Origin of the sequence: Terrabacter ginsenosidimutans (assembly GCF_039539425.1) — a bacterium.
In the GTDB taxonomy this organism is placed as follows: Bacteria; Actinomycetota; Actinomycetes; order Actinomycetales; family Dermatophilaceae; genus Terrabacter; species Terrabacter ginsenosidimutans.
The window spans coordinates 56,859-82,926 of the sequence record NZ_BAABDC010000003.1 but is presented as its reverse complement, the minus strand read 5'-3'; the positions used below and the strand labels follow the sequence as shown (position 1 = coordinate 82,926).

At 73.1% G+C, this 26,068-nt stretch carries 25 protein-coding genes and 1 riboswitch; of the genes, 17 read left to right on the top strand and 8 right to left on the bottom strand.

Annotated features, from left to right (window positions below; translation table 11 throughout):
- Nucleotides 1-14: 14 nt before the first annotated feature.
- On the bottom strand, nucleotides 15-788 hold the full coding sequence (locus tag ABD831_RS10665; protein ID WP_344945644.1) for a cobalt-precorrin-4/precorrin-4 C(11)-methyltransferase: 774 nt from the start codon (nucleotides 786-788) through the stop codon (nucleotides 15-17).
- Entirely contained in the window at nucleotides 785-2,065 is a 1,281-nt protein-coding gene (gene cbiE / locus ABD831_RS10660; RefSeq protein ID WP_344946908.1) for a precorrin-6y C5,15-methyltransferase (decarboxylating) subunit CbiE, read from the bottom strand. The genes ABD831_RS10665 and cbiE overlap by 4 nt, the downstream gene beginning before the upstream one ends.
- Nucleotides 2,066-2,234: 169 nt before the next feature.
- Between cbiE and ABD831_RS10655 the strand changes: the two genes are divergently transcribed.
- The 11 genes from ABD831_RS10655 (at nucleotide 2,235) to cbiB (ending at nucleotide 13,240) form a co-directional block, all read left to right on the top strand.
- Nucleotides 2,235-3,017, top strand: coding sequence for a hypothetical protein (locus ABD831_RS10655; protein WP_344945641.1), 783 nt, complete (start codon nucleotides 2,235-2,237; stop codon nucleotides 3,015-3,017).
- Nucleotides 3,018-3,098: 81 nt separating this feature from the next.
- Nucleotides 3,099-4,139: a hypothetical protein gene (locus ABD831_RS10650; RefSeq protein ID WP_344945638.1), complete on the top strand. Its 1,041-nt coding sequence runs from the start codon at nucleotides 3,099-3,101 to the stop codon at nucleotides 4,137-4,139.
- A 93-nt stretch (nucleotides 4,140-4,232) separates the two neighbouring features.
- On the top strand, nucleotides 4,233-4,613 hold the full coding sequence (locus ABD831_RS10645; protein WP_344945635.1) for a hypothetical protein: 381 nt from the start codon (nucleotides 4,233-4,235) through the stop codon (nucleotides 4,611-4,613).
- On the top strand, nucleotides 4,610-5,104 hold the full coding sequence (locus ABD831_RS10640) for a hypothetical protein (RefSeq protein WP_344945633.1): 495 nt from the start codon (nucleotides 4,610-4,612) through the stop codon (nucleotides 5,102-5,104). Before ABD831_RS10645 ends, ABD831_RS10640 begins: the two co-directional genes overlap by 4 nt.
- The gene (locus ABD831_RS10635) at nucleotides 5,101-5,877 is read left to right on the top strand and encodes a hypothetical protein (protein ID WP_344945630.1); all 777 of its coding nucleotides are present in this window, start codon (nucleotides 5,101-5,103) and stop codon (nucleotides 5,875-5,877) included. The genes ABD831_RS10640 and ABD831_RS10635 overlap by 4 nt, the downstream gene beginning before the upstream one ends.
- Nucleotides 5,878-5,886: 9 nt before the next feature.
- Nucleotides 5,887-6,028: riboswitch (cobalamin riboswitch) on the top strand.
- 57 nt (nucleotides 6,029-6,085) lie between these two features.
- Nucleotides 6,086-8,185, top strand: coding sequence for a putative cobaltochelatase (locus ABD831_RS10630; RefSeq protein ID WP_344945627.1), 2,100 nt, complete (start codon nucleotides 6,086-6,088; stop codon nucleotides 8,183-8,185).
- Complete coding sequence (cobO, locus tag ABD831_RS10625) at nucleotides 8,185-8,796, top strand: cob(I)yrinic acid a,c-diamide adenosyltransferase (RefSeq protein WP_425582812.1); 612 nt, start codon at nucleotides 8,185-8,187, stop codon at nucleotides 8,794-8,796. The genes ABD831_RS10630 and cobO overlap by 1 nt, the downstream gene beginning before the upstream one ends.
- Entirely contained in the window at nucleotides 8,793-10,223 is a 1,431-nt protein-coding gene (locus ABD831_RS10620; RefSeq protein WP_344945624.1) for a cobyrinic acid a,c-diamide synthase CobB, read from the top strand. The genes cobO and ABD831_RS10620 overlap by 4 nt, the downstream gene beginning before the upstream one ends.
- The gene (gene cobC / locus ABD831_RS10615; protein ID WP_344945620.1) at nucleotides 10,220-11,275 is read left to right on the top strand and encodes an Rv2231c family histidinol phosphate aminotransferase CobC; all 1,056 of its coding nucleotides are present in this window, start codon (nucleotides 10,220-10,222) and stop codon (nucleotides 11,273-11,275) included. The genes ABD831_RS10620 and cobC overlap by 4 nt, the downstream gene beginning before the upstream one ends.
- Complete coding sequence (cobA, locus tag ABD831_RS10610; RefSeq protein ID WP_344945617.1) at nucleotides 11,265-12,275, top strand: uroporphyrinogen-III C-methyltransferase; 1,011 nt, start codon at nucleotides 11,265-11,267, stop codon at nucleotides 12,273-12,275. Before cobC ends, cobA begins: the two co-directional genes overlap by 11 nt.
- Nucleotides 12,272-13,240, top strand: coding sequence for an adenosylcobinamide-phosphate synthase CbiB (cbiB, locus tag ABD831_RS10605; RefSeq protein ID WP_344945614.1), 969 nt, complete (start codon nucleotides 12,272-12,274; stop codon nucleotides 13,238-13,240). Before cobA ends, cbiB begins: the two co-directional genes overlap by 4 nt.
- Here cbiB and ABD831_RS10600 read toward each other — a convergent pair.
- Genes ABD831_RS10600 through ABD831_RS10580 form a run of 5 tightly spaced genes read right to left on the bottom strand, consistent with a single transcriptional unit; the run spans nucleotide 13,200 to nucleotide 17,650 of the window.
- The gene (locus ABD831_RS10600; protein WP_344945611.1) at nucleotides 13,200-13,682 is read right to left on the bottom strand and encodes an MOSC domain-containing protein; all 483 of its coding nucleotides are present in this window, start codon (nucleotides 13,680-13,682) and stop codon (nucleotides 13,200-13,202) included. The genes cbiB and ABD831_RS10600 overlap by 41 nt on opposite strands.
- Nucleotides 13,683-13,692: 10 nt before the next feature.
- On the bottom strand, nucleotides 13,693-15,486 hold the full coding sequence (locus ABD831_RS10595; RefSeq protein ID WP_344945608.1) for a SulP family inorganic anion transporter: 1,794 nt from the start codon (nucleotides 15,484-15,486) through the stop codon (nucleotides 13,693-13,695).
- A 29-nt stretch (nucleotides 15,487-15,515) separates the two neighbouring features.
- A complete protein-coding gene (locus ABD831_RS10590; RefSeq protein ID WP_344945605.1) occupies nucleotides 15,516-16,253 on the bottom strand; it encodes a cobalt-precorrin-6A reductase in 738 nt (245 codons plus the stop codon).
- Nucleotides 16,254-16,255: 2 nt separating this feature from the next.
- Nucleotides 16,256-17,191, bottom strand: coding sequence for a MerR family transcriptional regulator (locus ABD831_RS10585; RefSeq protein ID WP_344945602.1), 936 nt, complete (start codon nucleotides 17,189-17,191; stop codon nucleotides 16,256-16,258).
- Nucleotides 17,192-17,194: 3 nt separating this feature from the next.
- Nucleotides 17,195-17,650 (bottom strand): SRPBCC family protein, encoded by a 456-nt coding sequence (locus ABD831_RS10580; protein WP_142179492.1) that lies wholly within the window; start codon nucleotides 17,648-17,650, stop codon nucleotides 17,195-17,197.
- A 148-nt stretch (nucleotides 17,651-17,798) separates the two neighbouring features.
- Between ABD831_RS10580 and ABD831_RS10575 the strand changes: the two genes are divergently transcribed.
- Genes ABD831_RS10575 through ABD831_RS10550 form a run of 6 tightly spaced genes read left to right on the top strand, consistent with a single transcriptional unit; the run spans nucleotide 17,799 to nucleotide 24,662 of the window.
- On the top strand, nucleotides 17,799-19,079 hold the full coding sequence (locus ABD831_RS10575; protein ID WP_344945597.1) for an NAD(P)/FAD-dependent oxidoreductase: 1,281 nt from the start codon (nucleotides 17,799-17,801) through the stop codon (nucleotides 19,077-19,079).
- Entirely contained in the window at nucleotides 19,076-19,831 is a 756-nt protein-coding gene (locus tag ABD831_RS10570) for a DUF1365 domain-containing protein (RefSeq protein WP_344945594.1), read from the top strand. The genes ABD831_RS10575 and ABD831_RS10570 overlap by 4 nt, the downstream gene beginning before the upstream one ends.
- A complete protein-coding gene (locus ABD831_RS10565) occupies nucleotides 19,828-21,138 on the top strand; it encodes a class I SAM-dependent methyltransferase (RefSeq protein ID WP_344945591.1) in 1,311 nt (436 codons plus the stop codon). The genes ABD831_RS10570 and ABD831_RS10565 overlap by 4 nt, the downstream gene beginning before the upstream one ends.
- Nucleotides 21,138-22,499, top strand: a complete 1,362-nt coding sequence (locus tag ABD831_RS10560) for a cryptochrome/photolyase family protein (protein WP_344945588.1) — start codon at nucleotides 21,138-21,140, stop codon at nucleotides 22,497-22,499. The genes ABD831_RS10565 and ABD831_RS10560 overlap by 1 nt, the downstream gene beginning before the upstream one ends.
- Nucleotides 22,500-22,531: 32 nt before the next feature.
- On the top strand, nucleotides 22,532-23,251 hold the full coding sequence (locus ABD831_RS10555; protein WP_344945585.1) for a CPBP family intramembrane glutamic endopeptidase: 720 nt from the start codon (nucleotides 22,532-22,534) through the stop codon (nucleotides 23,249-23,251).
- A 4-nt stretch (nucleotides 23,252-23,255) separates the two neighbouring features.
- A complete protein-coding gene (locus tag ABD831_RS10550; protein ID WP_344945580.1) occupies nucleotides 23,256-24,662 on the top strand; it encodes a tryptophan-rich sensory protein in 1,407 nt (468 codons plus the stop codon).
- A gap of 21 nt (nucleotides 24,663-24,683) precedes the next feature.
- On the opposite strand, the gene ABD831_RS10545 is transcribed toward ABD831_RS10550, so the two are convergent.
- The gene (locus ABD831_RS10545; protein ID WP_344945577.1) at nucleotides 24,684-25,913 is read right to left on the bottom strand and encodes a lipase family protein; all 1,230 of its coding nucleotides are present in this window, start codon (nucleotides 25,911-25,913) and stop codon (nucleotides 24,684-24,686) included.
- Between the last annotated feature and the right edge of the window lie 155 nt (nucleotides 25,914-26,068).

Below are 26,068 nucleotides of genomic sequence, written 5' to 3'. Positions count from 1 at the left end.
GGGCCACGAGATCCCTAGGCGCCCGGGGTGTTTCGCGTGAGCCGTGCGACGCGCGTCCCGTAGAGGTGGGACTCGACGAAGTCGTCGGTGTCGCGCGCTGCCAGCGCGTGCCCGACGAGGATGACCGCAGCCTGACGCAGGCCCGCCTCCTCGACCTGGTCGGCGATGCCGGCGAGCGTGCCGCGCAGGACGAGCTGGTCGGGCTGCTCCGCGTTCGCGACGACGACCACCGGGCAGTCGTCGCCGTAGTCGTCCACGAGCGATGCCATGAGCTCGCGGGTGCGGCGGATCGCGAGGTGCAGCACGAGCGTGGCCCGGGACCGTGCGAAGTGGGCGAGGGACTCCGTCTCCGGCATCTGCGTCGAGTCACGGTGCGCCCGGGTCAGCACGACGGACTGGGCGACCTCGGGCACCGTCAGCTCACGGCCGATGAGGGCGGCTGCAGCGGCATACGCGGGCACGCCGGGCGTCACGTCCCACGGCACTCCCGCACGGTCGAGCCTGCGGGTCTGCTCGGCGATGGCGGAGTAGAGCGAGGGGTCGCCCGAGCACAGCCTGGCCACGTCGTGCCCGGCCTCGTGCGCGCGCACGCAGTGCTCCGTGATCGCGTCGAGGTCGAGGCTTTGGGTGTCGACGAGCTCGGCCTCGTCGGGGCAGTGCGCGAGCACCTCGGGGCCGATGTAGGTGCCGGCGTAGAGGCACACCCGGGATGCGCCGACGAGCCGCACCGCGCGGAGCGTGAGCAGGTCGGCAGCTCCCGGACCCGCGCCGATGAAGTGGACGGTCACGATGACATCTCCGAATCTGTCTGCTGCACAGCCTTTTCCACCGACCATTGAACGATCGACCGCGCCGGCTTCCAGCCGTGGAGCGAGCCGATGGGGTCGAGGTCCTCGACGGCGATGCGGCTCATCGACCCGCCGAGACGGCCGCGCACCTCGTGCAGCAGGGCCTCGGTCTCGACGGTGACGCCGTGGACGACGAGCCTCCCACCCGGCGCCAGCGCGCTCCAGCACGCGTCGAGCAGGTCCCGCGTCGCCCCTCCTCCGACGAAGACGGCATCGGGCCGAGGCAGCGACGCGAGGGCCTCGAGCGACGACGACTCGACGACGTGGAGTGAGGGCACGCCGAGTGCGCGAGCATTTCGCCTCACCCGTTCGGCGCGGTCCGGGTTGCGCTCGACGGCATGGACCTCGTTGCGCGGGTGGTGCCTGGCGAACTCGACGCCGACCGAGCCGGCGCCCGCGCCCAGGTCCCACATGACGTCCCCCGGCTGCGGCGCCAGGTGCGCCAGGGCGGCCGCTCGCACGACCCGCTTGGTGAGCTGCCCGTCGTTGGCGTATGCCGTGTCCTCCAGTCCCGGCACGAGCGACCTCGCGCTCCGGCTCGGGTGGGCCTGACACTCGACGCACACGAGGTGCAACCGGGGCGCCGGACCTCCGGCCCACGATGCGGCGACGCCGTCGACCCGGGACTCAGTCTGAGAGCCGAGGTCACCCAGCACCGTGAGGCGGCTGACGGCATACCCCTCCTCGACGAGCAGGGCCGCGACACGGGCCGGGGCGTCCTCGCCCGACGTCAGGACCACGAGCCGGGCCCGAGGAGCGAGGTCACGGCGCAGTCGGTCGACATCACGACCCACCAGGGTCACCACCTCGGACTCCTCAGTGGCCCAACCCATTCGGGCCTGCGCCAACGCAACGGAGGAGACGGCGGGGTGGATGCGCACCGCCTCGGCGCCGAGCTCGCGGACGAGGGTCGAGCCGATGCCCGAGACCAGGGGGTCGCCGCTCGCCAGCACCACGACACGGACGCTGCCGACCTCGTCGAACAGCGCGTGCAGCTGCGGCAGCAAAGGAGACGGCCATGGTACGAGCCGGCGGTCAGGACGGCTCTCGAGCATCGCGAGGTGGCGCTCACCCCCGATGACGACCTCGGCCTCCTCGACCAGCCGCAGACCGGTCGAATCGAGGGACTCCAGACCGGAGGCGCCCACCCCGACCACCTCGACGACCTGGACCCCGGCCGTCCTCTCCCCACGGTCGCTGCCGTTCGCATGCCCCATCGAAGCCACGACGGTGACCCTAATGGGGCGACGGTTCGGCCCGACCGGCCGACCGGAACCGGTGTGCCTGTTTCGGGCCATTTCCGCCGGCCGTGCCTCATGATGGGCACCGGGCCAGGCACAGGGGTGGCCTCGACAACGGATCTCCCGGGGGGACGGGGCCAGCAGCATGCACACGAACTGTTCGACCACGACTGCGCAACCGCGACGCGCACCGCACTTCGACGCGTCCACGGGTCGGCTGCGCGCCGACGTGCCAGCCGTGCTCGCCCTCGTCGACCACCATCTCGGTGATGACACCGGACTCGACGCCCACCAACATGAATCCCTCGCGAGCGCAGGCGTTTTCGTCGATGGACGACCCCACCGGGGTCTGCGCGCCGGCCTCGACGCGGTGGCGAACCCCGGTGTGCGGCTCGAGGTCGCGGTGGGCACGCCCACCTCGACCCGGCTGCACCACGGCTGGGTCGACAGCATCAGTGCGCTCGTCGTCGACCAGGGAGACGACGGTGCAGACCTCATCGAGGTGGACGTCGCGTTCCTGCCGACCACGATCGCGCACCTCACGATGCTGCAGCCGCGGCCCCGGCTCGAGGGGCGCGGCGGGCACGTCGACCTCGCCACCCTGGACGCGCTCCTGAGCCCGACCTGCCCGAGCAGCCCGACGTGCGCGGAAGCCCTGACGGTGGCCGCCGAGCCCTGGCCCGCCGTCGCCGAGAGCCTCTCGACCGGCTCGTGGCGCCTGTGCTCGGTCGACGTCGCGGACAGCCGGACCGGAAGCACGGCGACCGAGCAGGTCATCTGGATCGACACGCCCGCGGGGGTGCTCCGTGTCGACGACGGGCCGACCGGACCGGCCCTGAGCGGGACGACGACAGGCACCATCTGGCAGGCCGTCGTGCGCGCCCTGGGAGCCGACCCGACCGCACCAGGGGTGACGTCCTTCGCGTGAGGCGATGGGGAGCGCTCCCCATCGCGGAGGCCCGGAGCCGCACGTAGGCTCTGCAGCGCCGACCACACGACAGGGGGAGCGATGGCCATCTATCGCAAGGGCGCCGACCCGGAGGCGCTCGACCGGTCCGCCGAGCTGCTCGCCAGTTACGCCCGTGAGGCAGCCACCTCTCGGCAGGCCGTCAGTGGCGTCCTCGGCTCTCTCAAGGGCAACTGGGGCGGCGAGAACCTGCAGTCGCTGATCTCCCAGTGGCCGGCCATCGAGGCTCAGATCGACAGGTTCGGCACCGACCTGGGGCGCCTCGGCGAACGGCTCTCCCGCAACGCCCAGGCCCAGCGCGGCGTCAGCGGTGACGGGGGGTCGGTCTCCTCCGCAGCCTTCCTGACCGTGGCGATGCCCACCGGCGGACCGGGAGGCAAGGGCGAGGACTCCTTCTGGGAGAAGCTCCTGCAGCAGTCCAACCTCGCCCCCGACGACTCCGCGTCGTTCCTGGCGTGGCCCGGCCTCCTCACCGCCAACGCGATGTTCGGCACGAGCGCGCTCGCCTCCTACCTGCAGCGCAACCACTTCGGGCGGTGGCAGCCGCGCGGCTACATGGCCAACGGCCGCTACGGCTACCTGCCACGTCCCACGGGGCGCTGGGCGTCCGCGTGGTCGATGAACCAGGCCCGCAACTGGCAGGCCAACCCCTACCGCGCGGCCACCGTCGCCAAGTGGGGCACCGCGTCGAAGTGGGCCGGTCGTGCCGGCACGGTGACCTCGTTCGCGGCGTCGGCGTTCGGCCAGTGGAACAAGGACTCCGCCGACCCGACGATGGGCACCACGGAGCGAGTCACCCGTTCGGCCACGTCCGGTGCCGTCACCGCAGCCGGGTCCTGGGCCGGGGCGTGGGCCGGCGCCCAGGGCGGGGCCCTCATCGGTGCAGCCGTCGGTGGTCCCGTCGGCGCCGTGATCGGCGGAGCCATCGGCGGCTTCGTCGGCGGCGGACTCGGAGGTGTCGTCGGCGGCTGGGTGAGCGACCAGGTGGTCGGCCCGGTCGGGGATGCCGCCGAGTGGGCGGGAGACAAGATCGGCGACGGGTTCAAGGCCGCCGGCAGCTTCGTCGGCGGGTTGTTCGACTGATGCGCACCCCTCCCTGCCGCCGGCCCTGCACCCGTTCCCTGCCCGGTTCCTGCCAGCAGGCCGGCGCCGGGCCCCGTGGGTAGAGTCGTGGCCGTGTCCGTCCTCCTCCTCGTCGTCGCCGTCGTCATGCTCGCGTTCGTCGTCTGGTCGCGCCTGGGCCGCACGCACGGTGCGCGCTGGTGGGTGGGCGACCGCTTCCAGGAGTCCGCGATCCTCTTCTGGCTCCCCGGCCTGGCCCTCGTCCTTGCCGCCACCGCCGGCCTGCGCGGCTACGACGACGGCGCCAACAAGGGCGCTCTCGCCTACGTCCCGCTCCTGCTCGTCGGCCTCGTGGTCAGCCTCTGGGGAGGCCTCTTCCTCCCCGTGCCGCGGTGGTACGTACCGCGCTGGTCGCAGGAGGCCCGGGCACCCCGTCTGCAGGTCCGCATCATCGGCGACCGGCGCCGCAGGCCCGACCGGAAGGGCGCTCGATGAGCCTGCCGGTCCCCGGTGACCCGCGGCGCGAGCTCGTCGCCGGCGGCGCCGTCTCACTCCTCGTGCCGGACGCGTGGGAGACCGTCCACCACCCCCACGACGGTGTCGAGCTCGTCGTCGTCGAGCCGGAGCAGGAGGGCCTGTTCCGGGCCAACCTCGTGCTGACCGTCACCGACGTCTCGCTGTCGCTGCGCGACTGGCAGGTCGGCACCGAGTCCTACCTCGCCGCGCACCTCGCCGACTACGTCCCCCTGGACGCCGAGCGCGTCACGGTCGGGGGCCAGCCCGGCCTGCGACGTCTCGCCACGTACGCCACGGACGACAACCGCTCGGTCACCGTGGAGCAGCGGGCCACCGTCGTCGGCGGCACGGGCGTGACCCTCACCGCGACGACGAGCACGCTGGCGTGGGCGGCGCAGGGCGAGCTGCTCGCCCACGTCTTCTCGAGCCTCGTCGTCGACCCCACCGCGGCGGGGAGGCGGTCCGCGTGACCGTGCAGTTCGACGTCACGGTGGGCCGGGTCCGCCTCGACCCGACCACCTTCGAGTCCCTCGTCGACCTCGGGTCGGCCGCCAACGGCGTCTCGGACGGCATGCTGGCCGACCTGACCGCAGCCGGAGTGCTCGTCGACGGGCGGCCGCACGAGGTGCTGGCCCCCGGGCTGGCCGCGGTGACCCGACCCCTGGCGCAGCTCGAGACGGTCGTGGCCTCTCGGCAGGGCCTGCTCGTGCACCAGGCGTGGATGTCGGTCCTCTCGGCCGTGCTCGCCGACGTCGGTGACGGCACCTACGACTTCGCCGGCGTGGCAACGGAGTTCGTCCCGACCACGATCGCCCGCCTCGTCCGGCTGCGTCCGCGACCACGGCTGGCTCCGGGCAGCGCGAGCGTGACCTCGGACCTGCTGGACGGTCTCGTCGACCCCGACGACGGTCGTCGCGTCCGCGCGGCGCACGACCTCGCCTCGGCACTCGCCCCGCACTGGGACGAGGCAGCCGAGCTCGTCCGCGCCGGCGCGTGGTGCTTCTGGTCCGCCGACGTCTCATGGGCTCCCCCGGGTCGGGCCGTGCGCTCCGACGACGACCTCGTCAGCCGTCGCGTCTCGGTGCTCGACACCACCGCGGGCATGCTCGCGCTGGAGGGCTCCACCGGTGCCCCCGGCCATGACCGCCTGTCACTGACGCCGACCACGCCCACGGACGTGTGGTACCTCCTCTCGAGCATCCTGCCCTCGGACGCCGACCTCGGTATCGACACCGAGGGCTGACACCCGCGTGCCGGGCTGTCCGGCGTCTGGCAGACTGCGCGATGGCGACTGGAGAGGAATCCGGTGCGAATCCGGAGCGGTCCCGCCACTGTGAACTCCCGACCCACCGGTCGGGAGCAGCCAGGGCATCTCCCGTCGCTGGTCGTGCCCGCCGGGCGCGTCCGGTCCACCGACGCGGGCGAGGCACCCGCAGGAGGCTCGCAGTCAGATGCGCGACGGTTCGAACGACTCGAAAACCCCTGTCCGGGACAGCCCGCCACCCGAGACCTTCCCGTTCTCGGCGGTCGTGGGCTCCGACGACCTGGCGCTGGCACTCATCCTCACGGCCGTGTCACCCGACGTGGGCGGCGTCCTCGTGCGCGGCGAGAAGGGCACCGCGAAGTCGACGATGGTGCGCGGCCTCGCCGCCGTGCTCCCCCGCCAGCAGGTCGTCGCCGACTGCCGGTTCGGCTGCGCGCCGGGCGACCGGGCCGCCTGCCCCGACGGGCCGCACGACGCCGCGACCCCGACAGCCTCCCGCGCCGCTCGTCTCGTCGAGCTGCCGATCGGCGCCACCGAGGACCGGGTCGTCGGGTCGCTCGACCTCGAGCGGGCGCTGGGACGCGGCGAGACGGCATACCAGCCCGGCCTGCTCGCGGCCGCGAACCGCGGCATCCTCTACGTCGACGAGGTGAACCTCCTCCACGACCACCTCGTCGACCTGCTGCTCGACGCGGCGGCGATGGGCCGCAACACCGTCGAGCGCGACGGTGTCTCGGTCTCCCACGCGGCCCGCATCGTCCTCGTCGGCACGATGAACCCCGAGGAGGGCGAGCTGCGCCCGCAGCTGCTCGACCGCTTCGGCCTCACCGTCGAGGTCGCTGCTCCCCGCGAGCCCGCGCTGCGCGCCGAGGTCGTACGCCGTCGGCTGGCCTTCGACGCCGAGCCGGCGGAGTTCGTGGCGCGGTTCGAGGCCGACCAGGAGGCCCTGCGACGACGCATCGAAGACGCGCGGTCGGCCCTCGCCGGGGTCACCCTGACCGACGAGATGCTGACGAGGATCGCGACCGTGTGTGCGGCGTTCGAGGTGGACGGCCTGCGCGCCGACATCGTCACCGCGCGCGCTGCCGTGGCGCATGCGGCCTGGTCCGGCCGCACGACCGTGACCGTCGCCGACGTGCGTGCTGCGGCGCGTCTCGCGCTGCCGCACCGCCGGCGGCGCAACCCGTTCGACTCCCCCGGCCTCGACGAGGACCTCCTCGACGAGCTCCTCGGCGACGACGAGCCGGAGCCCGAGCCGGACCCCGACCGCGAGCCCCAGACCGAGCCCCAGCCCGACACCTCAGGGGACCACGACGGCGAGGCGCAGCGGAGCACGTCGTCGGAGACGGCGCGCGCAGACGTTCAGGAGTCGGAACGACAGCCTGCGCCGCAGCGCGCCGAGCACGAGAGGCCCGAGTCGGAAGAGCTCGAGGCGCCCGCGGCGCCGGGAGCCGGGGTCGCCGCGTCGGGTGTCAGTGCCGCCGACGAGCCCTACCGGGCAAGACTGCTGCGCGCCAAGGGAGTCGGACAGGGTGACCCGGGCCGACGTTCGGCAGCCCTGACGAGCACCGGTCGTCGTGTCGGCTCGACGAGCGCCCGGACCGGGCCGGTCCACCTGCCGGCCACCATCCGCGCAGCCGCAGCACGAGGCGGCAACCGCGCCGGCCGGCTCCGGGTGATGCCCGGCGACCTGCGCCGCTCGGTCCTGCAGGGCCGCGAGTCCAACCTCGTCCTGCTCTGCGTCGACGCGTCGGGCTCGATGGCGGCGCGCAAGCGCATGGAGGCCGTGAAGTCGGCCGTGCTGTCGTTGCTGCTCGACGCCTACCAGCGCCGCGACAAGGTCGGCCTCGTGACCTTCCGCGGGAACGGCGCCGAGCTGACCCTTCCGCCGACCGGATCGGTCGAGATCGCCGCGCGCCGGCTGCGCGACCTGCCCCACGGCGGACGGACCCCGCTCGCCGAAGGGCTCGAGACGGCATACGACACGTTGCGGGTCGAGCGCCTGCGCGACCCGAACCGGCGAGCGCTGCTCGTCGTCGTCACGGACGGGCGCGCGACGAGCGGGACTGACGCACTGCGGCGCGCCGGCCGCGTCGCCGCTCGGCTGCGGCACGAGGGGGTCGAGTCCGTCGTGCTCGACTGCGAGTCGGGGCGGTTCCGGATGGGCCTGGCCGCCCGGCTCGCCGAGCACCTCGGCGCCGAGCACCTGCCCGTCGGCGAGCTCGCCGCCGCGGCCATCGTCGGAGCCGCCCGCACCGCCCTCCCCACGACGGGACGGGCCGCCTGATGCAGGGCCGGCCGACGACCGTTCCGGCGGACGGGCTCACGACGCGCCAACGACGCAACCGGCCGCTCGTCATCGTCCACACCGGCGACGGCAAGGGGAAGTCGACCGCCGCCTTCGGGCTCGCCCTCCGCGGGTGGAACCAGGGCTGGTCGGTCGGGGTGTTCCAGTTCGTCAAGAGCGCGAAGTGGCGCATCGGCGAGCAGACCGCCGTCGAGACGCTCGGCGAGCTGCACCGCGAGACCGGCAGGGGCGGCCCGATGGAGTGGCACAAGATGGGCGCCGGCTGGTCGTGGACCCGCAAGGAGGGCACCGAGGACGACCACGCCGAGACGGCTCGTGAGGGGTGGGCCGAGATCAAGCGGCGGCTCGCCGCCGAGACCCACGGCGTCTACGTCCTCGACGAGTTCACCTACCCGATGGCGTGGGGCTGGGTCGACGTCGAGGACGTCGTGGCGACGCTGCGCGACCGTCCGGGCCACCAGCACGTCGTCATCACCGGGCGGCGCTGCCCCCAGGGCCTGCTCGACCTCGCCGACCTCGTGACGGAGATGACGAAGGTGAAGCACCCGTTCGACGCGGGCCAGAAGGGGCAACGGGGGATCGAGTGGTGACGACCACCCACCTGCCGCGCCTCGTCGTCGCCGCCCCCGGGTCGGGCCACGGCAAGACGACCGTCGCGACCGGGCTCATGGCCGCCCTCCGCGCCCGCGGGCTGGGCGTCTCGGGGTTCAAGGTGGGACCCGACTTCATCGATCCCGGCTACCACACGCTCGCCACGGGGCGCCCGGGCCGCAACCTCGACCCCTTCCTCTGCGGGCAGGACCGGGTGGCGCCGCTGCTCGTGCACGGTGCGGCCGCTCACGGCACGACCGACGTCGCCGTCATCGAAGGTGTCATGGGCCTGTTCGACGGACGCATCGGCGGCGGCGGCTACGCGTCGACCGCGCACGTCGCGACCCTGACGCGGACGCCGGTCGTGCTCGCCCTCGACATCAGCCACATGACGCGTACCGCCGCGGCGGTCGTCCACGGCCTGGCGACCTTCGAGCCCGGCGTCCACGTGGCCGGCGTCGTGCTCAACAAGGCAGCCTCGGGCCGCCACACGCGCGAGGTCTGGTCGGCGCTCGAGGCCACTGGCGTCCCGGTGCTCGGCGTGCTGCCGCGTGACCCGAGCATCGAGGCGCCGTCACGCCACCTCGGGCTCGTGCCCGCCGCCGAGCGCGAGGAGGCGGCCCGCTCGGTACGGCTCCTCGCCGAGCACGTGGCCGAGCACCTCGACCTCGACGCGGTCCTGTCGATCGCGCGCTCGGCCCCGGAGCTCGACGTCCCGGCATGGGACCCGGCGGCCGCTCTCGCTGAGGCTGCCCGACCGACTCCCGACGGACCGCGTCCGGTCGTGGCCGTCGCGGGCGGACGCGCCTTCACCTTCCGCTACGCCGAGACCGACGAGCTGCTGCGTGCGACCGGTCTCGAGCCCATCGTCTTCGACCCGCTCCACGCCCGAGCGCTGCCCACCGGCACCGCCGGCCTCTACCTCGGAGGCGGCTTCCCAGAAGTGCACGCCGAGGAGCTGTCCGCGAACGCCACCCTGCGACAGCACATCCGGGACGCTGTGCGCTCCGGCCTGCCCACGGTGGCCGAGTGCGCCGGCATGCTCTACCTCACCGAGTCCGTCGACGGCCACGACATGGTCGGCGCCATCCCCGCCGTCGGCGCGATGGGCCCTCGACTCACGCTCGGCTACCGCGTCGCGATCGCGCCCGGCGACTCGGTGCTCGGGGTGGCCGGCACCCGCGTGACGGGCCACGAGTTCCACCGGACGACCGTCGGCGTCGACGAGCCCTCGAGCACTGCGGCGTGGCTGCTCGACGGGACGCCCGACGGCTTCGCCCTCGACCCCGCCGGCACCGGCCGCGCCACGCTCCACGCGTCCTACCTCCACACGCACTGGGCAGGTCATCCCCGGCTCGCCGCCCGTTTCGCCGACGCCGTGCACGCGTATGCCCTGTCGTCCGGTTCGCGGAGGCGGGCGTCGTGAGCGTCGACCTGCACTACCACGGTGACCGCGACCTCGCCCCGGGTCTCGTCGACCTGGCTGTCAACGTCCGGCTGCCCGCACCGCCTCCCTGGCTCGCCGACGTCATCGCGGACTCGCTGCGCGACCTCGGTCGCTATCCCGACCCGACTCCGGCGGTCCTGGCCGTCGCCGCCCGGCACGGCGTGGGCCCGGAGAGCGTGCTCCCGACCGCAGGTGGCGCCGAGGCGTTCACGCTCGTCGCCCGCGCCGTCCCCGGTCAGCGCCCGGTCGTCGTGCACCCGCAGTTCACCGAGCCGGAGGCCGCTCTGCTCGCGGCAGGAAGGGAAGTCGGCCGTCATCTCCTACGGCGCGACGACGGCTTCCGCCTCGATCCCGGCGCCTTCTCGCGCACCGGCCAGCACGCCGACGCCGAACTCGTCGTCGTCGGCAACCCGACGAACCCGACGGGCGTGCTGCACCGGGCCGCGGACCTGCGGGCGATGCGTCGCCCCGGACGGGTGCTCATCGTCGACGAGGCCTTCATGGACGCCGTCCCTGGAGAGCCCGAGTCGCTCATCGGGCCCGACCTCGAGGGCCTGCTCGTCATCCGCTCACTGACGAAGACGTGGGGCCTCGCTGGTCTGCGAGCCGGCTACGTCGTCGGGGACCCGGCGCTCGTCGCGAGCCTGCGTGCCGTGCAGCCGCCGTGGTCGGTGTCGAGCCCCGCGGTCGCGGCCACGGTCGCGTGCCTGTCCGACCGTGCCGTCGCGGAGGCCGAGGCTGCCGCGCTGACCGTCGCCGCACACCGCGAGGTCCTCGTGCGCGAGCTCGCCGCCGTGGGAGTCACGTCGATCGCACCGTCGCGCGCCCCCTTCGTCCTCGTCGACACGAGTCCCCTGGGCACGGCCTCGGTCCGCGGGGACCTGGCCCGTCTCGGCTTCGCCGTGCGCCGGGGCGAGACCTTCCCGGGGCTCGGGCCGACGTGGATCCGCCTCGCCGTCCGTGACCCAGACACCTCGCGTGCCGTCGCTGCGGCTCTCGACACCCTGAGGAGACTGCGCCGTGTCGCCTGAGCTGAGCTTCTCCGGACTGTCGGTCCTCGTCGCGCGGGTGGCGCCGCACACGGTCGCGACCGTGCACGCGCTGCTGCGCGACGGCGCACGCGTGACCGTCGCCTCGTCCCTCGACGACCTGCCGACCTCGCTGCGCGACCTGGCCGAGCGCGGTCTCGTCACCCTCGACCCGAGGGCAGACCCGACGGCCCACGACGTCGTCCTCCGGGGCGACCCGTCGACGTCACCCGCCCCGCAACCCCAGCCCCGCGTGGCACCGGGCTCCCCCGACGTCGGCACGGTGACGTTGCTCGGCGGCGGGCTCGGCGACCCCGGGCTGCTCACCGTCGCAGGCATCGAGGCCATCCGGGTGGCCGACGTCATCGTCCACGACCGCCTGGCCCCGCTCAGCGCACTGCGGCACGCCCGCGACGACGTCCAGGTCGTCGACGTCGGCAAGATCCCCCGTGGCGACTTCACTCCCCAGGAACGCATCAACGAGATCCTCGTCGAGCACGCCCTCGCCGGGCGGAACGTCCTGCGACTCAAGGGTGGCGACAACTTCGTCTTCGGCCGCGGCGGCGAGGAGGCCGAGGCCTGCACGGCCCACGGCATCCCGGTCGTCGTCATCCCGGGCCTCTCGTCGAGCATCGCGGCACCGGCCCTGGCCGGCATCCCCGTCACCCACCGCACCCTCGTCCAGGGCTTCACCGTCGTCAGCGGCCACGTGCCGCCGGGTGACCCCCGCAGCACCCTCGACTGGGGCGCCATCGCGCGCAGCCGCACGACGATCGTCGTCCTCATGGGTGTCGCCACGCTCGGCGCGATCGCCGAGACCCTCGTCGCCGAAGGCCTGCCGGCGACCACCCCGGCCGCTGTCGTCGCCGACGCGGGCCTGCCGAGCATGCGGACGGCTCGCGCCGCTCTCGGCGAGATCGACGCCACGGCGCGCCGCGAGGGGCTCGGCGCACCGGCGGTCGTCGTCATCGGCGAGGTCGCGGCGCTCGACGTCCTGCGATGAGCCGCGCACTCGGGCTCGCCCTGGGCTGGGCGCTCGACCAGGCGTTCGGCGACCCCCGGCGTTGGCACCCCGTGGCCGGGTTCGGCTCTGCCGCAGCGGCTCTCGAGCAGCGGACGTATGCCGTCCGGCGCGTGAATGGCGCCGCGCACGTCGCCGCCCTGGTGACCTCAACGGCCGCCCTCGGCGTCGTGGCCGAGCGGGCGACCCGACACAGCCGGCTGGCCCACACGCTCGCGACCGCAGCAGCCACCTGGGCCGTCCTCGGCGGGCGCTCACTGACCCGCGAGGCGCTGACGATCGACGGCCAGCTGCGACGCGGCGAGCTGGAGGCCGCCCGCGTCCAGGTGCGCAACCTCGTCGGGCGCGAGACCTCGACCCTCGACGCGGACGAGGTCGCCCGCGCCTGCATCGAGTCGCTCGCCGAGAACACGTCGGACGCCGTCGTCGCGCCACTGCTCTGGGGCGGGCTCCTGGGCATGCCGGGTCTCGTCGCCTACCGCGCCGTCAACACGCTCGACGCCATGGTCGGCCACCGCAACGACCGCTATCGCGAGTTCGGTTGGGCCGCAGCCAAGCTCGATGACGTCGTCAACTGGGTCCCGGCGCGGGTCACGGTCGCCCTTGCCCTCGCGAGCAGCGGCTCGCGGGAGCGTGCAACGCAGGCGTGGGACGCGGTCCGGCGCGACGCACCCGCCCACCCCAGCCCGAACGGCGGAGTCGTCGAGGCCGCCTTCGCCGGAGTGCTGGGCGTGCGTCTCGGCGGGTCCAACACCTACGACGGCCGCACGGAGGACCGTGGCGTGCTCGGCACCGGACCCTCCGCGGGCGCACCGGACATCGACGCCGCGACCCGCCTCGCCCGGCTGTTGTCGGCAGGCTCGCTCGCCGTCGCCGTCGCCGTCGCCGTCGGCGTCGCCGTCGCCATCAGTGGCCCGGCGAGAGGTCGACCTCGTCGCCGACGCTGATCGTGCCGGAGCTCAGCAGCCGGAACACCGTCCCGGCCCGCGCGTGCAGCGCCCGCGCCGCCCCCGGCCCGAGGTTGTCGTCAAGGAGCCGGCAGGGCGCGGCGATGCGCACGACCTCGAGCTCGACGTCGCCGATCCGCAGGCGTTCTCCGGGCTTCGTCGGGATCGGGCCTCCGGAGATGGTGAGGTTGCGCCGCGTCAGCCCCGGGTCGACCGGTCGTCCCAGGTCGGCCGCGGCAGCCTCGAGCTCGGGCAGGGACTGGATCGTCACGTGCCGGTGCCTGCTCCCGTGGTAGCGGTCTCCGACGAGCCCGGCACCCGCCTGGGCCTCGACGCTCGGCACCGAGCGAGTCGGCAGCCGCCGCCCCTTGGCGACGTGGATCGCCACCACCGTCGGTGTCGGCTGCCCAGGATCGGGCCCGGGGTCACGGTCGGGGTCCATGCCGGCAAGGTTAGGGGTCGGTCTCCGGCTGGGGCGGCACGGGTGGGATGCGCAGCCCCGGCGGACCCGACCCGTGCTCGTGCTCGTACCACGCGGCATACGCAGCCACGGCGGTCGGCAGCGTGGGGAAGATGAGGTCCGCGCCGACCTTGTCGACGAAGCCACCGGCCTCGAGCGAGGTTCGCATGTCCTCCTTGACCCGGGCCATCGCGAAGCGGATCCCCCGCGACGCCAGCCTGGAGCGCAGCGTCTCGAGCGCGTCGACGGCCGTCAGGTCGACCTCGGTGTTGGCCTCGGCGTTGAGCAGGAACCACTCGACGTCACCCAGCCGGGACGCCGCGTCGACGGACATGAGGGCGCGTTTGACGAAGTCGTCGGAGTTGGCGAAGAAGAGCGGGGAGTCGTAGCGGTAGACGACGAGACCGGGCACCTGGACGGCGTTCGGGTGGTCGTCGATGTCGTGCATGCCGGCGACGTCGGGCACGTAGCCGAGCACGCCGTCGTGCGGGTGGACGATGCGCCGCAGCAGGTCGAGCACGGAGAGCGCGATGGCCGCGCCGATGCCGGGCAGCACGCCGAAGAGCAGCACTGCGGCCGTCGTCGCGAGCGCCAGCACGAGCTCGCTGCGCCGAAAGGCCCCGATGCGCCGCATCTCGGCGACGTCGACGAGCCGGATCGCCGCGAAGACGACCACGGCGCCCAGGGCAGCGGTCGGGAACGCGGCGATGACGGGCCCGAGCCACAGCAGTGTCGCGACGACGAGGACGAGCGAGACGAGGGAGTGCAGCTGGGTGCGCGCCCCCATGGCGTCGGCGATGACGGTGCGGCTGCCGCTCGAGCTGATCGGGAAGCCCTGGAGCAGGCCGGCTCCGATGTTCGCCCCACCGAGGGCGAGGAACTCCTGGTCGCTGTCGATGCTCTCGCGATGCCGCGCCCCGAAGGCGCGCCCGGTCAGCACGTTGTCGGAGTAGGCCACGACCGCGACCCCGAGCGCCGCCGGCAGCAGGGCCCACATGTCGACGTCGGTCACGCTCGGCAGCTGCACCGACGGGAGCCCCTGCGGCACCGGGCCGACGAGCTTGATCCCCGCGCGGTCGACGAGCCCGAACACCGCCACGACGACGGTCGCGCCGAGCATCGCGATGAGCGGACCCGGCCACTGCGGCGCGAAGCGCTGGAACGCGAAGAGCACCGCGAGCACGGCGAGCGCCAGCAACAGGGTCGGGAGGTGGATGTCGCCGAGGTGCGTGACGGCATACCTCAGCTCCTGCAGGAAGGAGTCGCCCACGACCGTCAGGCCGGTCACCTTGCCGATCTGGCTGACGATCATGAGCGCCGCGATGCCCGCCATGTAGCCCACGAGCACGGGTTTGGAGAGCAGGTCCGACAGGAAGCCCAGCCGCGTCACGAAGCCGATGACGCAGAGCACCCCGACCGCGATCGCCATGAGCGCCGCCATCTCCTGGCGCATCGCGAGGCCGCCGGCCGCGGTGACGAGCGCGCCCACCCCGGCTGCGGTCATCAGGGCCGTCGTCGACTCGGGGCCCACGGACAGCTGACGGGACGACCCCAGCACGGCGTAGACGAGCAGGCCGGGCCCGACCGCCCACAGGCCGGTCACCGCGGGCAGGCCGGCGACCTCGGCGTAGGCCAGCACCTGGGGCACGAGGTAGGCGGCGACGGTGATGCCGCCGAGCACGTCGCCGCGCAGCCACACCCGGTCGTAGCGGCGCAGCACGGCGATGCCGGGGAGCACCCGCTCCCACCGCGCCCGTTGCTGCTGTTCCGTCGGAACCGCCGTCACGCGACGAACGTACGCGAGGACGTATGCCGTCAGGCCCGTTTCGCGGTCAATGCCCCGAGGACGTCGTCCACCGACTCGACGAGCGGCACGCCCTCGGGGACCGGTGGCCGCCGCACGACGACGACGGGCACATCGAGGTCGTGCGCCGCCCTCAGCTTGGCCTCGGTGAGCGAGCCGCCCGAGTCCTTGGTCAGCAGGACGTCGACGGCGCGGCTCTCGAGGAGGTCATGCTCGTCGGCGTAGGCGTAGGGGCCGCGCGCGCGGAGCACCTCCCACGAGGCGGGCACGGCCCAGTCGGGCGGGTCGACGACGCGGGCCAGGACGCGACGGTCGTCCCAGGCGGCGAAGGTCTCGAGCTGCTGGCGTCCGGTCGTCAGGAAGGGTCGGACCCCCAGGCCCTCGGCGGCGACCCGCGCGGCCGCGACGTCGTCGACCCACGTGAAGCTCAGTGCGAGCGGGTGTCGCGACCACCCCGGCCGCTGGAGCCGCACGAGGGGGACGTCCGCCAGCGCGCAGGCCCGTACCGCGTGCTCCGTGATGCGCGCGGCGAACGGGTGCGTCGCGTCGACGACGTGGTCGAAGGACCCGTCGACGTAGGTCGCCAGACCGTCGACGCCACCGAAGCCGCCCGTGCGCACCTCACCGACGGGCAGCGCGGGTGCACTGACCCGGCCGGCCAGGCTGGACACGACGTCGTCGCCACGCTCGACCAGCCGGGCCGCGAGGTCACGGGCCTCCCCGGTGCCTCCGAGGACGAGGACCCGCACGCTCAGGCGGGGATGCGCAGGCGGCGCGTCATCTCGCCGACGGCGACGGTGATCGAGTGGCCGAGGTGCACGCAGGTGCCGGTGATCTCGTTCTGCTGGCTGCCGCCGAGCCCGATGACCACCTCGGGGTGGGTGCGGGTCACGGTGTCGACGATCTCCTGGGCGGCGCCGATGTCGATGTTGCGGGGCACGGCCATGACCATGCCGGCTGCGTGTCGCGCCTCGATGGCGCGCACCCAGTCCTCGGCGGGCAGGTCCGCGCCGACATAGACGGTCGCGAAGCCGGCTCGCCGGGCGGCCACGGCGAAGGCGAGCAGCCCGAGCTCGTGACGGGACCCGGGCGGCAGACCGATGAGCAGGGTCGGGCCGTCGACCCGGCTCGAGGCGGTCTCGTAGGCGGCCGCGAGACGCCGCTGCACGGCATACGACACGAGGTGCTCGCCGGCCACGGTGAGCCGGCCGTGCGCCCATGCCTCGCCGACCAGGGCGAGCGTCGGCATGAGCCAGTCGTCGACGACGTGCTCGAACGTGCCGAGGGCGAAACGGGCGTCGAGGACCGCCGTCGCCGACGCGGAGTCGAGCCGCTCGGCCGCGCGGATGAACGCCTCCGCGTCCTCGGACTGGTAGCGGCCCCCGGGACGCAGCGGGGCGACGCGCGCACCGCGGCCCTCGCGGTCACCGCGACCGAAGGAGGTCTCGCGACCGGCGGGGTCGCGGCTCGAGAGCCGACGCGTCGTCTCGGCGGCGGCCTCGCGGGCGGACCAGCCCTCGTTGACGAGGGAGTTCATGATCGCGAGGGCGCGCACGTCCTCGGGGCCGTAGAGGCGGTAGCCGCCGTCGGAGCGCTGCGGGCTGACGACGCCGTAGCGACGCTCCCAGGCGCGGAGGGTGGCCACGCTGATGCCGGTGAGCTCCGCGGCTCGCTTGATCGTGTACATCTGCTACCCCAACCTGCTCAAGGCGTCGCGCATGCCCTGCTCGGCCTCGTCGCCGAGCTTCTTGAAGGCCGGTGCGAGGAGCGGGGCGACGAGCTTGGCCACGCCCTTGAACTCGAAGTCGGCGCGGTAGGTGACGGTCGTGCCCTCGCTCGCGCCCTCCCCGGTGCCCGTCATGGTGCGCACGAAGGTCATCGTGTCCCGCGCGACGACGGTGGAGTTCTCGCCGCGGAGGGCGAACCTCTCGCCGGGCGCATGCTCGACGACGAGGTAGTCGAGCTCGGTCTCGCGACCGAGGAACTTCGACACGTTGTGGTACCGCGTCCCCAGGCCACCGTCGCCGGCGACCCGTTCGGTGCGCACCGTACCGGGGTCCCACTCGGTCGTGTTCGTGAAGTCGCTGAGGTAGGCGAAGACGCGGTCGACGGGCTGTGCCACGGTGACGCTGCGCTCGATGTCCATGCCTTCTCCAACCTTTGACAGACCTTGAACAGCCACTCTACGGTGTGGACGAAGGATGGACAACGCGCACCACGCCGCACCCTCCTCCAGCAATCCGGTCGGGGCACCGCGCCGAACCACACGGGACCACATCAGCCAGGAGGCCTCGGTGACTCGACCGAACCGAACCGACAGCACCCGACCCACCGCCGCCGTCATCGGCGCCGGCGTGTCGGGACTGACCGCAGCCCACGTGCTGAGCGCCACCCACGACGTCACCCTCTTCGAGAGCGACACCCGGCTCGGCGGCCACGCACACACCCACGACGTCGCCGGACGCGACGGCAACCTGCGCATCGACAGCGGGTTCATCGTCCACAACGAGAAGACGTACCCGCACCTGCTCCGCCTCTTCCGCGAGCTCGACGTGCCGACCCAGCCCACCGAGATGAGCATGAGCATCACGTGCAGGGGCTGTGGCCTGTCGTATGCCGGGGGGCGCGGTCCGAAGGGCATGTTCGCCCAGAAGCGCCGCCTCGCCGACCCCCGCTTCATCCGGATGCTGAGCGACGTGCCGCGCTTCCACAAGGCCGCGCACGCCCTGCTCGCCGACGAGTCCCAGGACCCGACGTGGGGCGAGTTCCTTGCGTCGCAGGGCTTCTCGGACTACTTCGTGCGCCACTTCGCCATCCCGCTCGTGTCCTGCGTGTGGTCGTGCGGCGACCTCGACGCGGAGTCGTACCCCGCTCGCCACCTCTTCCGGTTCCTCGACCACCACGGCATGCTGACCGTGACGGGTTCGCCGACCTGGCGCACCGTCACCGGCGGGTCGGCCACCTACGTCGACCGGCTCGTCGAGCGCCTGCCCGACGTGCGCAAGGAGAGCGCGGTGACTGCGGTGACGAGGCACGACGACGGCGTCGACGTGCTCGTGCGCGACGACCGGATGACGACCTTCGACCGCGCCGTCGTCGCCACGCACGCCGACTCGGCGCTGGCCCTGGTCGCCGACGCGACGCCGGACGAGAAGCGTGACCTCTCGGCGATCCGCTACTCCCGCAACGAGACCTGGCTGCACCGCGACTCCTCGGTCCTGCCGAAGCCGCAGCAGGCCAAGGCGTCGTGGAACTACCGCATGCAGGCGTGCGACGCCCCGGCCCCCGACGTCACCGTCAGCTACTGGATGAACCGCCTGCACGGCATCACCGACGGCGACGACCACGTCGTGACGCTCAACCCCGCCGGCCACGTGGACGAGTCGCTCGTGACGGCCCGCATGACCTACGACCACCCGATCTTCACGCGCGAGGCGGTCGAGGCGGCGGGACGACTGCGCGACGCCGGCGGCGACCGCCTGGCCTTCGCCGGGGCCCACCTCGGCTGGGGCTTCCACGAGGACGGGTGCCGCTCCGGCGTGGAAGCCGCCGAGTCGTTCGGGGTGCGCTGGTGACGGCAGTGCTCACACCCCCGCAGGTGCCGGCTCTCGTCGACGGCACCGTGGCCCACTCGCGCCGCACTCCCTTGCACCACTCCTTCACCTACGGCCACTACCAGTGGCTCGTCGACCTCGGCGACCTCCCCCGACTCCCTTGGCCGGCAAGGTTGCTCGCGCGTTTCGACGCACGCGACCACCTCGACGGCGGCGCGCTCGGTGGCGGCATCCGCGGTGACGTCGAGCGGTTCCTCGCGGCGCGGGGCGTGGCCCTGGCCCCCGACGACCGGGTGCTCATGCTCGCCAACGCACGCGTCCTCGGCCACACCTTCGACCCGCTCAGCGTCTTCTGGTGCCTGCGGCCCGACGGATCCCTGGTCGCTGCCGTCTTCGAGGTGCACAACACCTACGGCGAGCGGCACGCCTACCTGCTCGACGTCGAGGAGGACGGCACGGCGACCGTCGCCAAGGCGTTCTACGTCTCCCCCTTCAACGACACGAGCGGGGAGTATGCCGTCCGCCTCGTCCTGCAGCCCGACGCCGTCGCCGTCACCGTGGGCCTCGACCGCGGCGGCGAGCGCATCATGACCGCCGTCACCCGCGGCACGCCCATGCCTGCCACGACCCGCTCCCTGCTCCGACTCGTCCGCCGTCACGGCCTCATGACCCAGAGGGTGACGGCCCTCATCCGGGTACACGGCATTCGACTGTGGCTGCGTCGCCTGCCCGTCATGCCCCGCCCCCACCACCCCAAGGAGGCCGTCCGATGACCGCCCAGTCCACCCAGTCCGTCCAGTCGCCCGTGTCACCCAGCCTCTCGATGGCGCAGCCGATCTGCCTGCGCCGTCCCAGCCTGCGGGTGCTGTGCGTCCGCGGCCGCCTGGCCCGCAGCATCCTGGCCCAGGTGGCCAAGCGCGTGCCGGTCGACGTCGTCATGCCGGACGGCTCGCTGCTCGGTGGTGGCTCGCGGCACACCGACCGCCCGGGGCTGGAGATCGTGCGCCCGACCGCGCTCTTCGAGCGCCTCGCGCACCACCCGAAGATCGGGATCGGCGAGGCCTACATGGCCGGGGACTGGAAGGCTGCCGAAGGCACGGACCTCGCCGAGCTGCTCATGCCGTTCGCGGAGCGCATGACGACGGCGGTGCCGGCAGGCTGGCTGCGGCTGCGCGGCTTCGTCGACCGCCGCATCCCGAGCATCCAGAACAACTCGCTGCTCGGCTCGCGCCGCAACATCGAGGCGCACTACGACCTGTCCAACGACCTCTTCGCGACCTTCCTCGACGAGACGATGAGCTACAGCTCGGCGATCTTCGACGAGGACCAGCCGCTGCGTACCCAGTCGTTCGAGCAGGCCCAGCTGCGCAAGGTGCACGCCATCCTCGACATGGCCAAGGTCGGCCAGGACTCGCGCGTCCTCGAGATCGGCACCGGGTGGGGCACCCTCGCCCTCGAGGCCGCCCGCCGCGGCGCGACGGTCACGAGCGTCACCCTCTCCAAGGAGCAGGCGGCACTGGCGCGCGAGCGGGTCGCCGACGCCGGCTTCGCGGACACGGTCGACATCCGCATCCAGGACTACCGCGAGGTCGAGGGCGTCTACGACGCCGTCGTCAGCGTCGAGATGATCGAGGCCGTCGGCGAGGAGTACTGGGAGACCTACTTCCGCACCATCGACGAGCGCCTCGCCCCCGGCGGCGTCGCCGCAGTCCAGGCGATCCTCATGTCGCACGAGCGACTGATGGCCACGAAGCACTCCTACGGCTGGATCCAGAAGCACATCTTCCCCGGCGGGCTCATCCCGAGCCTGCAGGCGATGAGCGAGACGACCGATACCGCGACGACGCTGCGGATGACGGCCGTCGAGGCCTTCGGCGCCGACTACGCCGAGACCCTGCGGCGCTGGCGCGAGACGTTCCTCGCCCGCTGGCCCGAGGTCAACGCACTCGGCTTCGACGAGACGTTCCGCCGCAAGTGGGAGTTCTACCTCGCCTACTGCGAGGCGGGCTTCGCCACGGGCTACCTCGACGTGGCGCAGGTGCGCTTCGAGCGGGAGGGCGCCGCGGCCGCGGCCTCGTGATGGCAGCGCCCTCGACGTCGATCCTGTGGTTCCGGCGCGACCTGCGCCTGAACGACCACCCCGCGCTGCTCGCGGCCGTCGACGCCGCCGCGCACGTACTGCCGGTCTTCGTCCTGGACCCGAGGCTGCTCGACAAGGACACCCCGCGCACCCGACGGCTGCTCGCCTCGGTCGCCGCGCTGTCGAAGGCCACTCGCGGCGCCCTGGTGGTCCGCCGCGGTGACCCCGTCGACGTCATCCCGCGGCTCGCCGGGCAGGTCGGCGCCCAGCAGGTGCACGTCTCGCGCGAGACGACGCCCTACGGCCGGCGCCGCGACGAGGCGGTCGAGAAGGCACTGGCCGACGACGGCCGCGAGCTCGTCGCCACCGGGACGCCGTATGCCGTGGGGCCGGGCCGCATCGTCAACCAGTCCGGCTCGCCCTACAAGGTCTTCACGCCCTTCTCCAAGGCGTGGCACCAGCACGGCCGACCCGCACCCGCCGCGCGTCCCAAACGGATCCCGTGGCTGCGCGACGACGTTCACAGCGACCCGATCCCCGAGGCACCCGCGGGCCTCGAGGCCGGGGAGGCGGCCGCGCTCAAGCGGTGGGAGGCGTTCCTGCACGACGGGCTGACGGCATACGACGAGGAGCGCGACCGACCCGACCTCGACACGACGAGCCGACTGTCGGCGCCGCTGAAGTACGGCGAGATCCACCCGCGCACCATCCTCGCCGACATCGCCGCCCACTCGGCCGGGCGGTCGCAGGCGGCGAACACCTACGTCACCGAGCTGATCTGGCGCGAGTTCTACGCCGATGTCCTCTGGCACCAGCCCGACTCGGCCTGGCACGACCTGCGGGGCGAGCTCGCGAAGCTTCCCTACGACTCCGGCTCCGAGACCGACCGGCTCGTCGACGCGTGGCGCGAGGGGCGCACCGGCTACCCGATCGTCGACGCCGGCATGCGCCAGCTCCTCGAGGAGGGCTGGATGCACAACCGCGTCCGGATGATCACCGCGAGCTTCCTCACCAAGGACCTCCACGTGTGGTGGCCCGTCGGCGCGCAGCACTTCCTCGACCACCTCATCGACGGCGACATCGCCTCCAACAACCACGGCTGGCAGTGGGTCGCCGGCACCGGCACGGACGCCTCCCCCTACTTCCGCGTCTTCAACCCGGTGACGCAGGGCAGGAAGTTCGACCCCGACGGCGACTACGTCCGCCGGTGGGTGCCCGAGCTGCGGCACCTGCCGGGCAGCGCGGCGCACGAGCCGTGGAAGCACGACAACGGGTACGACGAGTTGTATCCGCACCCCGTCGTCGACCACGACGACGAGCGCAAGGAGACCCTGGCCCGCTACGAGCGCGCCCGACGCTAGCCACCAGCCCAGCCGAGCCGAGGAGACGAGACATGCGGGGCCCCGTGTCCGAGCTGCGCGCCTTCGTCAACGCGGCGCTCATCGAGAAGGTCGACCGCGACCACCACGACCCCGACGACGTCTTCCGCCGCCGCCAGGTCGTCGTCGCGATCACCTTCGTCGTCGGCAGCGCGGTGCTGGCCTGGGCACTGCGGATCACGCCGGGCGACCCGCTCTTCTACGTCGCGACCCTCACCCTCGCGGCGGTGTGGCTCGTCGGGGCCCTGCTGTCCGGGCCGCTCCACGCGGGCTGGGGCCACACGCGTCGCGGTGAGCCGGCCCGACCCATCGTGCAGTCCCTCGTGCTCGGCGCGCTGCTCCTGCTCGTCTTCCTCGTCGGCGCGCTCGTCGTGGCCCGCATCCCCGTGCTGCGCGAGCCGGTGGACCAGCTGCTCGACCACGCGCGCTTCGGCGCCTTCGCTGCGGTGCTGGCCATCACGTTCGTCAACGGGGTCGTCGAGGAGCTCTACTTCCGCGGCGCCCTCTATGCGGCCCTCCCCCGCCACCAGGTGACCCTGACGACGCTGCTCTACGCCCTGACCACTGTCGGCAGCGGCATCCCGCTGCTCGTCCTCGCGGCCACCCTGATCGGTCTCGTGACCGCGCTGCAGCGGCGCGTCACCGGTGGCTTCCTCGGGCCGATCATCACGCACGTCGTGTGGTCGACCGGGATGCTCCTGCTCCTCCCGCCCGCCCTCGAACTGACCAGGTGATCCGATGACCTCCAACACCCCTGCCCGCACGGCCCTCGTGACCGGAGCCTCCGGCTACATCGGGGGTCAGGTGGTGCCGCGGCTGCTCGACGAGGGCTGGACGGTGCGGGTGCTGACCCGTCACCGCCGCTCGATGGAGGGCAGGCCGTGGGCCGACCGCGTCGAGGTCGCCGAGGGTGACGTGGGCTCGGCCGACGACATGCGCCGCGTCCTCGAGGGCGTCGACGCCGCGTGGTACCTCGTGCACTCGATGGACGACAAGCCCGACTTCGCCGAGCGCGACCGTGAGGCGGCGACGCACTTCTCGGAGGCGGCCAAGGAGGCCGGCGTCTCGCGCATCGTCTACCTCGGCGGCCTGCACCCGGACGACGAGGTGCTCTCGCCCCACCTGGCCTCGCGCGTCGAGGTGGGTCGCATCCTGCTCGACTCCGGCGTGCCGACCGCGGTGCTCCAGGCCGCCGTCGTGCTCGGCGACGGGTCGGCGTCGTTCGACATGCTGCGCTACCTCACGACGCGCCTGCCGGCGATGGTCGCCCCGAAGTGGCTCGACAACAAGATCCAGCCGATCGCCGTCGACGACGTCGTGACGCTGCTCGTCGGCGCCGGCAGCCTGCCGCCCGAGGTCAACCGCACCTTCGACATCGGCGGTCCCGAGGTGCTGACCTACCGCGAGATGATCGCCCGCTTCTCCGACGCGACGGGTCGTCGCCGTCCGGTCGTCGTGACCGTGCCGGTGCTGACTCCGCGCCTCGCGAGCCACTGGGTCGGGCTCGTCACCCCCATCTCGGCCGGTCTGGCGAAGCCGCTCGTCGGCAGCCTCGTCCACGAGGTCGTCGCCAAGGAGAACGACATCCAGGACCTCGTCGACGTCCCCGGCGGCTTCATCGACTTCGACACGGCGGTGCAGTCGGCGATGCGCACCGCCAAGCCCGACACGGCGATGCGCAACCTCGCGCTGACGAGCGCCGCGACGCTCGCCAGTGCGATCGCGGGTTCGCTGGCCACCCAGCCCGACTCACGGTGGTACCGCTCGCTCGACCTGCCCGACTGGCAGCCCCCGACGCTCGCCTTCCCCGTGGTGTGGACCGCGCTCTACGCCGACATCGCAGCCACGTCCGCGACGGCGCTCAACGCCTACGACAAGGCCGGTGACACCGCGGGACGCAACGCCTACCTCAAGGCCTTCGGGACCAACCTGGCCCTCAACACGGCGTGGAGCGTGCTCTTCTGGCGCGTGCGCAAGCCGTGGGTGGCGGCCGCGGGGGCCGCGGCGCTCACGGCGAGCTCGGCCGACCTCGCGCGCCGGGCCGGCACGGTGAGCAAGGGCGCTGGGATCGCCCTGTCGCCGTATGCCGTGTGGTGCGGTTTCGCGACCGCGCTCTCGACCGCGATCGCGCGCCGCAACCGCTGAGCGCGACCGCCTCGGGGCGGCTCAGAGCCACCAGCAGTCGGACACCTGCGGGAGGCCGGCGACGCGCGCCTCGAGGAACGCGTACTCCTTGGCGAACGACGGCACCGCTCCCCCGACATGGGTCGGGGTGATGGTGGACGAGAAGGCGACGTCGGCCCCGCGGGCGCACCAGTCGCGCGCGAGACCGCGCCCCACGGCATACGGGATCACGTCGTCGAGGACCGAGTGGGTGACGAGGACGGGGACCTTCGGCTCGAGCCGGCCGATGCGCTGGTCGGCGATGATCGAGCGGAACGGCTCGGAGGCCGCGAGCTCGGTCAGGGTGCGACCGTCCTTGGTGAGGTCGCTCGATCGCGTGAAGGCGTGCAGGGCGATGGACTCGCCCACGCACTCCGCCTTGACCGCGGCGATGACCGACGTGCCGCGGGCGTTGAGGAAGCCGTCGAGGTCGAGACCGTACGCGGCCGACTGACCGGCGACGGCGTAGAGAGCGAAGGCGGAGTAGAGGCTGCCGTCGAGGTGCGCTGCGACGGCACCGAGCTCGGCAGGCACGGCGCCGGCGACGGCACCTTCGAGCTCCAGCTCCGGCGCGTAGGTGGGCGCGAGCTCGACCGCGGCGGCGCTCGCGCCCCCGCCCTGGCTGTAGCCGGCGAGCATCACGGGGCCGGCGGCGGGCAGCCCCGTGCCGGGGAGGCGCTGGGCCGCGCGGACCATGTCGAGGACGGCATGGGCCTGCGCCTCGCGCACCATGTAGGTGTGGGTGCCGGGAGTGCCGAGGCCCTGGTAGTCGGTCATCGCGACGGCGTAGCCGCGGGTCAGCAGGCCGGAGATGAAAGCACCTTCGTACTCCGACCCGGCGGCGAGCTGGCGGCTCGGGGCGCACTGGTCACCCATGCCCTGGGTGCCGGCGGCGTAACCGATGACGGGTCGCTGCCCCGGGCCGATCCACGGCACGGGCGGAACGAGCACCGTCCCGGTGACCGCGATCGGCGACCCGGCACGGTCCTGCGTCGCATACATGACGCGGGTGGCGCGTGCAGTCGAACGGAGGGTGCGGAGCGGGTCGAGGTAGAAGGCCATCGACTCGGCCTTGAGCACCGTCCCGGGCGTGGCGCTCACCGTGGCGGGCGGGTCGTAGAAGCCGGCTGCCCTGGCCGTCGTGACCGGAGTCATGACGGCGGCGGCCAGGACCACGACGACGACCCTGACGAGGCGACGGGTCCGCGGCAGTCGAAGGGACGAACGAGGCATGGCAGCGCGCTCCTCGGGGCAGGCGGACGGCGTCGGTGGCGTCCACTGGCCAGTAACCTACTGCGGGTAACCACACCTGTCGCGGCGAGATGCGAGGCCCGCCTCCATCGCTCGGCTCGTCTTCGACTGTCTAGCGTTGAGCCGATACAGCCCGA

What these genes read in the sequence shown, in the direction of transcription:
- cbiE (WP_344946908.1), bottom strand. Translation starts at nt 2,065, where the DNA reads ATGGGGCATGCGAACGGCAGCGACCGTGGGGAGAGGACGGCCGGGGTC.
- ABD831_RS10655 (WP_344945641.1), top strand. Translation starts at nt 2,235, where the DNA reads ATGCACACGAACTGTTCGACCACGACTGCGCAACCGCGACGCGCACCG.
- ABD831_RS10650 (WP_344945638.1), top strand. Translation starts at nt 3,099, where the DNA reads ATGGCCATCTATCGCAAGGGCGCCGACCCGGAGGCGCTCGACCGGTCC.
- ABD831_RS10640 (WP_344945633.1), top strand. Translation starts at nt 4,610, where the DNA reads ATGAGCCTGCCGGTCCCCGGTGACCCGCGGCGCGAGCTCGTCGCCGGC.
- ABD831_RS10630 (WP_344945627.1), top strand. Translation starts at nt 6,086, where the DNA reads ATGCGCGACGGTTCGAACGACTCGAAAACCCCTGTCCGGGACAGCCCG.
- cobO (WP_425582812.1), top strand. Translation starts at nt 8,185, where the DNA reads ATGCAGGGCCGGCCGACGACCGTTCCGGCGGACGGGCTCACGACGCGC.
- cbiB (WP_344945614.1), top strand. Translation starts at nt 12,272, where the DNA reads ATGAGCCGCGCACTCGGGCTCGCCCTGGGCTGGGCGCTCGACCAGGCG.
- ABD831_RS10600 (WP_344945611.1), bottom strand. Translation starts at nt 13,682, where the DNA reads ATGGACCCCGACCGTGACCCCGGGCCCGATCCTGGGCAGCCGACACCG.
- ABD831_RS10585 (WP_344945602.1), bottom strand. Translation starts at nt 17,191, where the DNA reads ATGTACACGATCAAGCGAGCCGCGGAGCTCACCGGCATCAGCGTGGCC.
- ABD831_RS10580 (WP_142179492.1), bottom strand. Translation starts at nt 17,650, where the DNA reads ATGGACATCGAGCGCAGCGTCACCGTGGCACAGCCCGTCGACCGCGTC.
- ABD831_RS10565 (WP_344945591.1), top strand. Translation starts at nt 19,828, where the DNA reads ATGACCGCCCAGTCCACCCAGTCCGTCCAGTCGCCCGTGTCACCCAGC.
- ABD831_RS10560 (WP_344945588.1), top strand. Translation starts at nt 21,138, where the DNA reads ATGGCAGCGCCCTCGACGTCGATCCTGTGGTTCCGGCGCGACCTGCGC.
- ABD831_RS10555 (WP_344945585.1), top strand. Translation starts at nt 22,532, where the DNA reads ATGCGGGGCCCCGTGTCCGAGCTGCGCGCCTTCGTCAACGCGGCGCTC.
- ABD831_RS10550 (WP_344945580.1), top strand. Translation starts at nt 23,256, where the DNA reads ATGACCTCCAACACCCCTGCCCGCACGGCCCTCGTGACCGGAGCCTCC.
- ABD831_RS10545 (WP_344945577.1), bottom strand. Translation starts at nt 25,913, where the DNA reads ATGCCTCGTTCGTCCCTTCGACTGCCGCGGACCCGTCGCCTCGTCAGG.